General features: G+C 65.0%; 9 protein-coding genes. 5 read left to right on the top strand and 4 right to left on the bottom strand.

The annotated features are described in order from the left end of the window. Nucleotides 1-36: 36 nt before the first annotated feature. Complete coding sequence (locus AKL29_RS37445) at nt 37-681, bottom strand: DUF6321 domain-containing protein (protein WP_050387637.1); 645 nt, start codon at nt 679-681, stop codon at nt 37-39. 37 nt (nt 682-718) lie between these two features. Then, nucleotides 719-1,444 carry a TetR/AcrR family transcriptional regulator gene (locus tag AKL29_RS37440; RefSeq protein ID WP_193395279.1) on the bottom strand — a complete coding sequence of 242 codons (726 nt, stop codon included), beginning with the start codon at nt 1,442-1,444 and terminating at the stop codon, nt 719-721. A 113-nt stretch (nt 1,445-1,557) separates the two neighbouring features. Between AKL29_RS37440 and AKL29_RS37435 the strand changes: the two genes are divergently transcribed. From AKL29_RS37435 to AKL29_RS37415, 5 genes are all read left to right on the top strand, one after another. Beyond that, nucleotides 1,558-2,961 (top strand): carotenoid oxygenase family protein, encoded by a 1,404-nt coding sequence (locus AKL29_RS37435; RefSeq protein ID WP_050387636.1) that lies wholly within the window; start codon nt 1,558-1,560, stop codon nt 2,959-2,961. 310 nt (nt 2,962-3,271) lie between these two features. Then, entirely contained in the window at nt 3,272-3,859 is a 588-nt protein-coding gene (locus AKL29_RS37430) for a hypothetical protein (protein ID WP_152977930.1), read from the top strand. Between the two features lie 49 nt (nt 3,860-3,908). Further along, nucleotides 3,909-4,463: an inner membrane-spanning protein YciB gene (locus AKL29_RS37425; protein ID WP_050387635.1), complete on the top strand. Its 555-nt coding sequence runs from the start codon at nt 3,909-3,911 to the stop codon at nt 4,461-4,463. A 118-nt stretch (nt 4,464-4,581) separates the two neighbouring features. After that, nucleotides 4,582-4,878 (top strand): hypothetical protein, encoded by a 297-nt coding sequence (locus AKL29_RS37420; protein ID WP_050387634.1) that lies wholly within the window; start codon nt 4,582-4,584, stop codon nt 4,876-4,878. 20 nt (nt 4,879-4,898) lie between these two features. Continuing rightward, a complete protein-coding gene (locus tag AKL29_RS37415) occupies nt 4,899-5,843 on the top strand; it encodes a hypothetical protein (protein ID WP_050387633.1) in 945 nt (314 codons plus the stop codon). On the opposite strand, the gene AKL29_RS37410 is transcribed toward AKL29_RS37415, so the two are convergent. Then, on the bottom strand, nt 5,840-6,511 hold the full coding sequence (locus AKL29_RS37410) for a DUF429 domain-containing protein (RefSeq protein WP_082190809.1): 672 nt from the start codon (nt 6,509-6,511) through the stop codon (nt 5,840-5,842). The genes AKL29_RS37415 and AKL29_RS37410 overlap by 4 nt on opposite strands. 9 nt (nt 6,512-6,520) lie before the next feature. Then, nucleotides 6,521-8,176 carry a fumarate hydratase gene (locus AKL29_RS37405; RefSeq protein ID WP_050387632.1) on the bottom strand — a complete coding sequence of 552 codons (1,656 nt, stop codon included), beginning with the start codon at nt 8,174-8,176 and terminating at the stop codon, nt 6,521-6,523. Between the last annotated feature and the right edge of the window lie 220 nt (nt 8,177-8,396).

Below are 8,396 nucleotides of genomic sequence, written 5' to 3'. Positions count from 1 at the left end.
ACCTCTCCCCGCAGGCGGGGCGAGGTGAAGAGAATCTCAGCCCTTCTGCCTCGCGCGCTTGTAGCGTTGCAGCAGCCGTTCGCCCTTGGCCGCGATGCGGCGCGCGGCGGCCACTGTCTTGGGAACGGGTTCACCCCATGCATGAGCCGACAGCGCATGCCGCGTCGGCCGTCCCCGGTCGTCGACCAGCGGCGGCAGCTTCTTGCGGCCATAGAAACGCACCGCCCAGCTGCCCTTGCGGCGCATGTCCTGCGACGTCATCTCGGACTCTTTCTTCATGACGCCGGGCTTCAGATGCGCCCCCTGCTTCTCGGCGAATGCCTTGCGTCCCGCCGCAGTGAGCCCGCCGCGCGGATCCTTTTCGCGTGCACGGCCGGCGCGCTTCCGCGTCGAGGTTGTTGTTGTTGTCGCCTTGGCTTTAGCCGCCTTGCGCTTTTTCGCTGTGCTCTTCTTCGCGGCCGGGCGCTTGTACGCCGCCCGCTTGCGTCCGGACGTCTTCGTCCTGCGCTTCGTCTTTGCTGCCATGCGCATGTTGTCCACGAGGTTGGGATAACGCCGTCCAGCACGCTGCGCGGCGGCCTTGGCGGCCGCCTTCTTCCGCGACGACAAATGCTCGGACGCCTTGCCCGCCCGCTTGCGCGGGTTCGGACGTTTCCAGGGAACGCGCGGTGATCGTGCCATGCCGCGTCAACGCGCCGGCACGACAAGGGTTGCTTCGTTACGGCCGCGCCGAGCGGCCCGCGGACAATCGCAGCATCGCGGTCAACAGCGTTTCCGCGGACGTGCCCTCCGGTGACCGATCCAGAATCGTCTTGAGGCGTCCGTCGAGCAGCAGCATGGTGAAACCATGCACCAGCGACCAGGCGGACGCGATCGCGGCGGCCTGATCCAGCGTAAGCTGCTCCTTGGAAATCTGCTCGTGCCGGCTGGCGCCGACGCCGCGGGTCAGCCCTGCGAACGAAGCCTCGGACGCCTCGTGCAGCGACGGCCGCGAATGATCGAGCCGCTCGCTGCGGAACATCAGCCCGTACATGCCGGGATGTGCCTGCGCATAGGCAACATAAGCCTTGGCGCTCGCCACGCCCTTTTCGGGCGTCGTGGCCGCCGAAGCATCCGCAGCCGCCATCGCGAGGCCAAATTGCCGGAAACCGATCGCCGCAAGTTCGCTGAGCAAACCGGTGAGATCGCCGAAATGATGCGTCGGCGCGGCGTGCGACACGCCGGCCTCGCGCGCCACCGCACGCAATGTCAGCCCCGCCAATCCATCACGCTCGAGCACGCGCTCGGCGGCCTTCAATAGCGCCTCATGCAGATCGCCGTGATGATACGGTGTGTCGTTGGCGCGGCGCCGTCGGACCGGACGAGCTGCCGCAGTCCGCGCAACCCGGCGGGTCGGAGCCCGTGCCGGGCGAGTCGCCTTGTTTTCTTTGGAGATTCTTGCCATGCGGCCCTTATAGGTCGCAATTTTTACACTGTAAAGATTTTGCTTGACGATCGGCGGCGTCATCCCTACTGATATCTTTACGATGTAAAGATCATAATGCAGGGAGATGCGGAATGCTCGACCAGGTCACATCCAATGCGCCGCGAACCAATCTGGCGCCGATCCCCTTCGAAGCCGACGCCCCCTTCCTGAAGATCTCGGGAGAATTGCCGCGAGAGCTGAACGGCACGCTCTACCGTAACGGTCCCAACCCGCAATTCGAGGCGCCGGGTGCGCACTGGTTCGTCGGCGACGGCATGCTGCACGCCTTCCATCTCGAGAACGGCCGCGCCAGCTACCGCAACCGCTGGGTCCGTACGCCGAAATGGCAGGCCGAGCACGATGCCGGCCGCGCCCTGTTCGGCGGCTTCGGCCGCAAGATGCCGGATACGCCGGCCACCACGACGACGGACGGCGGCGTCGCCAACACCAACATCATCTTCCATGGCGGCCGCCTGCTCGCGCTGGAGGAAGGCCATCTGCCGACCGAGATCGAACCCGGCACGCTCAATCGCCTCGGCTATTGCGACTACAAGGGCGCAATCACGGGCCCCTTCACGGCGCATCCCAAGATCGATCCGGCGACCGGCGAGATGGTGTTCTTCGGTTACAACGCCGCGGGCCCGCTGACGCCGGCGCTGTCGTTCGGCGCGGTGAGTTCGTCAGGCGTGGTGACGCGGTTCGAACGCTTCGAGGCGCCCTATGCCAGCATGGTGCACGACTTCATCGTCACCGAGAATCATGTGCTGTTTCCGATCCTGCCGATCACCGGCAGCATGCAGCGCGCGATGCGCGGACAGGCGCCCTATGCCTGGGAGCCGGAGAAAGGCGCCTATGTCGGCGTCATGAAGCGCAGCGGCGCGTCAAAGGACATCGTCTGGTTCCGCGCCGAGACCTGCTACGTCTTCCACGTGATGAACGCGTGGGAAGACGGCAACCGCATCATCGCCGACGTGATGCAGTTCGAGGAAGCGCCGCTGTTCAATCATCCCGACGGCTCGCCGACGGACCCGCGGAAGAACCGCGCGCGCTATTGCCGCTGGACCTTCGACCTCTCCGGCAACACCGACCGCTTCACGCAAACCTATCTCGACGACCTCACCGGCGAATTTCCCCGCGTCGACGATCGCCGTGCCGGATTTGCCAGCAATCACGGCTGGTACGCCTGCGCCAACCCCGATCTGCCGATGTTCGGTGCACTGTCTGGCATCGTGCATGTCGACGGCCGTGGCAAGCGGCTCGGCCACTATCTGCTGCCCGCCGGCGATACGATCTCCGAGCCTGTGTTCGTCGAGCGCAGCGCTGACGCCGCGGAAGGCGACGGCTGGCTGCTCGCGGTGGTCTGGCGCGCCCGCGAAAACCGCAGCGACCTCGCCGTGTTCAACGCGCAAGATGTCGAAGCGGGCCCGACCGCGCTGGTCCATCTCGGCCACCGCGTGCCCGATGGATTCCACGGCAATTGGGTAGGGGCGGAGTAATCGCCGATCTTCCCACGCGTCAGAGCAGCAATTCCTCCGCTCGTCATGCCCGGCCTCGTGCCGGGCATCCACGTCTTTATCGCCAGTTGCGGGAAAGACGTGGATGGCCCGGACATCGGCGAGCAGAAGCGACGCCGTCCTTCAGACCGGCCATGACAATGCGGGACGGCGGACGCCAAGCGCGAGACGCTTATGTCCTTGCCGAAACTTGATTTTTTTCCATCACTTCACGATTTTGACACTGTAAAGATTTCACTTGACGCTTCCGTTGCTCACCGTTAGTGTATCTTTACACTGTAAAGATAAGCCGATGAGGCTCACCATGACGATCTTCCTGATCCTCGCTCCCTACGGCGCCTTCGCCATGCTGATGCTGGTGACCTCGGCCACGGTGAGCCTGCTCTGTGCCGCACTGATCTGCCTTGCCGTCATCGCATTCGACATCGCACGCGGCCGCAGCATCAAGATCCTCGGCGTCGGTTCGGTCGTCATATTCGCCGCGATCGGCTCCTACCTGACCTTCGTCGATGCGACGCTGAGCAACACCGCGGTGAAGATCGCGGTCGATGCCGGCATTCTGCTGGTGTCGCTCGGCTCGATCATGATCGGCCACCCCTTCACGCGGCAATATGCGCTGGAGCAGGTCGATGCCGAGACCGCGAAGCTGCCCGGCTTCCTCCATGCCAACTACCTGATCACCGGCGCCTGGATCGTCGCGATGCTGCTCATGCTGATCGGCAACATTGCGGTGCTTTACGTGCCGGCGCTGCCGCTGTGGACCGGCCTGTTGATCGCCTTCGCCGCACGCAATGCCGCGGTCGGCTTTACCCACTGGTATCCGCACCATCGCGCGGCCAAGGACGCGACGCCGCCGGCCGGCGCGCTGCCCTTACGCTAGACGCTGCCACCATCGCAACCATCATCCCGAGGAAACGGAAACCACGACGATGAAGAGCGTATTTGCCAGGCTTGCGAGCGACTTCCTCTCCACCATCGTCTTCCTGGTGGTCTATTTCGCCACCGACAATGTCCTGATCGCCACCGGCGTTGCGATCGCGGGCGCGATTGCGCAAGTGGTCTATGCGCGCGTCAAGGGACAGTCGCTCGGCTACATGACCTGGGCGAGCCTTGGGCTGGTGATCGTGCTCGGCGGCGCGACGCTTTTCACCAACGATCCGCGCTTCGTGCTGGCGAAGCCGGCGATCGGCCACATCGCGATCGGCGCGATCATGCTCAAGCGCGGCTGGATGCTGCGCTATCTGCCGCCGATCGTGACCGAGACGATTCCGGAATACGCCACCCTCGCCGGCTACGCCTGGGCCGGGCTGATGTTCATTCTCGCCGCCGGCACCATTGCGGTCGCGGCGACCGGCGACATGAAGCTCTGGGCGTTCTACGTGTCGGTGGTGCTGGTCGGCGCCAAGATCGCCGCCTTCGCGATCCAGTATGTCGCCTTCCGCGTCCTGGTCGGAAGCCGGCTGCGCGCCGCCGCCCGCGCCTGATCGCCGCAGCCGCGAACTAGGCGCGCGCAGCAAGATGGGCTATACCCGCGCACGCGTTTTCTTCGCGCGAACGGTAGCCATTTCGCTTGAAAGCGCCTTACCTGGAGGGGAGATATCAATGGCGGTGGACGGAAACTGGAATCTCACGATGACGACGCCGATGGGCGAGCGCAAGGCGACGCTGTCGCTGACAAGCTCGGGCGGCACGCTCACCGGCACGCAGGGCGCCGAGGGCAACTCCACCGAAATCTTCGACGGCACCGTGAACGGCGACGACGTCGCCTGGAAGGTTTCCATCACCAATCCGATGCCGCTGACGCTCGAATTCACCGGCAAGGTCTCCGGCGACGGCATCTCCGGCGAGATGGGCATCGGCCCGATGGGCAGCTTCCCCTTCACCGGCACGCGAGCGTAACCGCAGCACGCGCACTACGCATGCGCATCCTGGCATCCGTTGCCGTCATGGCGTTATCAGCCACGACGGCTTCCGCACAGCAGGCAAGCGAAGCCGAACCGGCGTGGCGCGCGAGCGCGGTCGCGCTGGTGCCGGCCGGATATGTTGCGGGCACCTCTTCCAGCACGGATGCCGCCGGCACCACCGGCTACCTCGCGGTCTATACCGCGAGCGCAGACGACCCGAAGACGCCGGCAAGCGTCTTCGCGCCGCGTCAGATGATGGTCGTGACGCTAAGCAAGGATGGCACGCGCGCGCTGTCGGCCGAACTGAAGCCGCGCGGTCCGAGCGACATCGCTGCCGGAAACGCGGACGGGGCGGACAATGACTTTGCCGCGCGCCAGGCTGAACTTGACGCGAACCGAAACGCATTGCCCGCTGGCACCGAGCCATGCGACCTCGGCGCCTGGTCGGAGGATAAGGACCTCGCGGGCCTCAACGTGCGCGCTGAGCCGTCGGTGAAGGCACGCGTGCTCGGCAAGCTGCCGCCACCCTACCATCTCAAGATGGGCGGGGCCGAGAACACGCCGGAGAGCGGCTGGCTCACCGAGTTTCGTATCATCGGCTTCAAGGACGGCTGGTTTCTGATCGAGGGCGCGATGCCGCCGGGCAAAGCCTACGAGGATGACAAGCGCTATCCGCGCAACGCGCCAAAGCCTTATGCCGGGCGCGGATGGGTTGCCGCCAACAAGGTCGGCGCGAGCTACGCCAACGGCTACACCCGCATGGGCGGGCTGTTCCAGGCGCCCTTCGTCGATGCCAAGTGGACGCCGGCGTTGCGCAAGCTCGGCGGTGAGTTCGATACCGACGATGGTCCGAAACGCATCCTCGCCTGCAGCGGGCACTGGGCGCTGGTGGAGAGCCATGACGGCGTGCGCGGCTGGTGGCGCAGCCTGTGCTCCAACCAGGTGACGAACTGCAGTTAGAACCAGATCTGCATGGGCAGATCGTGCGCGTCACGCGGCGGCGCTTCGGGAACGCTTCCGCATGGTTCGCGCGCAGCCAGCGCCACTGCACACGCATCCAGCACATCGTCGCGCTTCGCGCCGGTGCCGATGCGCACCTCGGTGAGCCAGCGATCGATCTCGCGGAAGCCTGATCGCTTCAGCAGCCTGCAGCGCAGCGCATCGCCCTCCTCCGACTTCTTGCGCGGCAACGGCTCGCCGCCGTTCAGCTGCAAGAACACCAGTTCGGGATGCACCTCGCGGATATCGCGCGCGGCGTTCGCGCGCACGAACGCGTCGACCTCCATGATCTTCTTGCCGAGATGCCAGAGCTGGCGCGACACGCGGGTCTGGCCGCGGCGCAGTGCTTCCGCATTCGCGAGATCGGGATCGTCAAACTGCTGCCACAGCCAGCGCCGCGCGCCGGTGAAGACGCGCGAGGTGTGCGGGCGCAATCTCACGCGCGCGAGAAGGTCGCAATCGCGCTCGCCGTCATCGGTCAGACCGATCGGGATATCGATCCCGGCGCGATCGAACGGACGCGAAAGCGCGTCCGCAATGTCGGTGTGAAAGGAAATCGTACGCCGGTCGCCGTCGATGGTAACGGCGACCCAGCCTTTGGAAAATCCGTCGAGGCCGACCGCAATCAACCCCGATCCTCAACCGAGATTCAATTCCTTGAAGAAGTCGTTGCCCTTGTCGTCGATGATGATGAAGGCCGGGAAATCGACCACCTCGATGCGCCAGATCGCTTCCATGCCGAGCTCGGGATACTCGACCACCTCAACCTTCTTGATGCAGTGCTCGGCGAGGTTCGCCGCGGCGCCGCCGATCGAGCCGAGATAGAAGCCGCCATGCTTCTTGCAGGCCTCGCGCACCGCGACCGCGCGGTTGCCCTTGGCGACCATCACCATCGATCCGCCCGCGGCCTGGAACTGGTCGACGAAGGAATCCATGCGTCCCGCCGTGGTCGGGCCGAACGCACCGGAGGCGTAGCCATCGGGCGTCTTGGCCGGACCCGCGTAGTAGACCGGATGGTTCTTGAAATAGTCGGGGAGCGGCTCGCCCTTCTCCAGCCGCTCGCGCAGCTTGGCATGCGCGGAGTCGCGTGCGACGATCATGGTGCCGGTCATCGAGACGCGGGTCTTGATCGGATATTGCGACAGCGTCGCGAGGATCTCCTTCATCGGCTTGTTGAGGTCGATCTTGACGACCTCGCCGCCAAGCGACTGCTCCACCGCAGGCAGATACTGCGCCGGATTGTGCTCGAGCTCCTCGAGATAGACGCCATCCCTGGTGATCTTGCCGAGCACCTGGCGGTCCGCCGAGCATGACACGCCGAGCCCGATCGGCAGCGAGGCGCCGTGGCGCGGCATGCGGATCACGCGCACGTCGTGGCAGAAATATTTGCCGCCGAACTGCGCGCCCACCCCCAGGCTTTGCGTCATCTTGAGGATTTCCTGCTCCATCTCGAGATCGCGGAACGCATTGCCGTCGGCCGAGCCGTGGGTCGGCAGCGCGTCGAGATAGCGCGCGGAGGCAAGCTTCACGGTCTTCATGCAGAGCTCGGCCGAGGTGCCGCCGATCACGATCGCAAGGTGATACGGGGGACACGCCGCGGTGCCCAGCGTCAGCACCTTCTCCTTCAGGAAGGCGAGCAGGCGATCCCTGGTCAGCACCGAGGGCGTCGCCTGGAACAGGAAGCTCTTGTTGGCCGAACCGCCGCCCTTCGCCATGAACATGAACTTGTAGGCGTCGTCGCCCTCGGCGTAGATCTCGCACTGCGCCGGCATGTTGTTGGCGGTGTTCTTTTCCTCATACATCGACAAGGGAGCTACCTGGGAATATCGCAGATTGCGGCGCAGATAGGCATCGCGCGCGCCTTCGGACAGTGCGGCCTCGTCGTCGCCGTCGGTGATGACGTTGCATCCCTTCTTGCCCATGATGATCGCGGTGCCGGTGTCCTGGCACATCGGCAGCACGCCGCCGGCCGCGATGTTGGCATTCTTCAGGAAGTCGAAGGCGACGAACTTGTCGTTGTCGCTGGCTTCCTTGTCCTCGAGGATCGAACGCAGCTGCTTCAGGTGGCCCGGCCGCAGATAGTGGTTGATGTCGCCGAAGGCGGCCTCGGAGAGCGCGCGCAGCGCCTCCCGCGACACCACGAGCATGTCCTTGCCCAACACCTTCTCGACCCGGACGCCATCGCTCGTGACCTTCTTGTAGGGCGTGGTGTCGGCACCAAGCGGGAACAGAGGCGTGTGCTTGTAGGGCGGAACGGGCTTCTGCTGGTCGGGAAAGGCTGAGGGGGCGTTCATGAGCTGCTCGTCGGTTTCGAAAGGCCGGTGCCGGCCGCGGGGCCGCCGGCAATGTAGAGCCGTTCTAAGCCTTTTTCCGACAAAGGAAAGGGAAGCGGGCCGCCTTCCAGCCATGCGCGGGACTGGCAATCCACGTGCTATATTTCATGCCATCGTAATCCCAGGTTGCCACAACGCCGGCAAGCCGCGGAACGGCCAGGGAAACCATCAGGAAGCCATC

It is taken from the genome of Bradyrhizobium pachyrhizi, from assembly GCF_001189245.1.
Taxonomy (GTDB): domain Bacteria; phylum Pseudomonadota; class Alphaproteobacteria; order Rhizobiales; family Xanthobacteraceae; genus Bradyrhizobium; species Bradyrhizobium pachyrhizi.
This window is presented reverse-complemented; position numbering and strand designations above follow the sequence as displayed.

Bases quoted from the DNA above. Each gene is read 5' to 3' on its own strand.
- AKL29_RS37445 (WP_050387637.1), bottom strand. From the start codon at position 681: ATGGCACGATCACCGCGCGTTCCCTGGAAACGTCCGAACCCGCGCAAG.
- AKL29_RS37440 (WP_193395279.1), bottom strand. From the start codon at position 1,444: ATGGCAAGAATCTCCAAAGAAAACAAGGCGACTCGCCCGGCACGGGCT.
- AKL29_RS37435 (WP_050387636.1), top strand. From the start codon at position 1,558: ATGCTCGACCAGGTCACATCCAATGCGCCGCGAACCAATCTGGCGCCG.
- AKL29_RS37430 (WP_152977930.1), top strand. From the start codon at position 3,272: ATGAGGCTCACCATGACGATCTTCCTGATCCTCGCTCCCTACGGCGCC.
- AKL29_RS37425 (WP_050387635.1), top strand. From the start codon at position 3,909: ATGAAGAGCGTATTTGCCAGGCTTGCGAGCGACTTCCTCTCCACCATC.
- AKL29_RS37420 (WP_050387634.1), top strand. From the start codon at position 4,582: ATGGCGGTGGACGGAAACTGGAATCTCACGATGACGACGCCGATGGGC.
- AKL29_RS37415 (WP_050387633.1), top strand. From the start codon at position 4,899: ATGCGCATCCTGGCATCCGTTGCCGTCATGGCGTTATCAGCCACGACG.
- AKL29_RS37405 (WP_050387632.1), bottom strand. From the start codon at position 8,176: ATGAACGCCCCCTCAGCCTTTCCCGACCAGCAGAAGCCCGTTCCGCCC.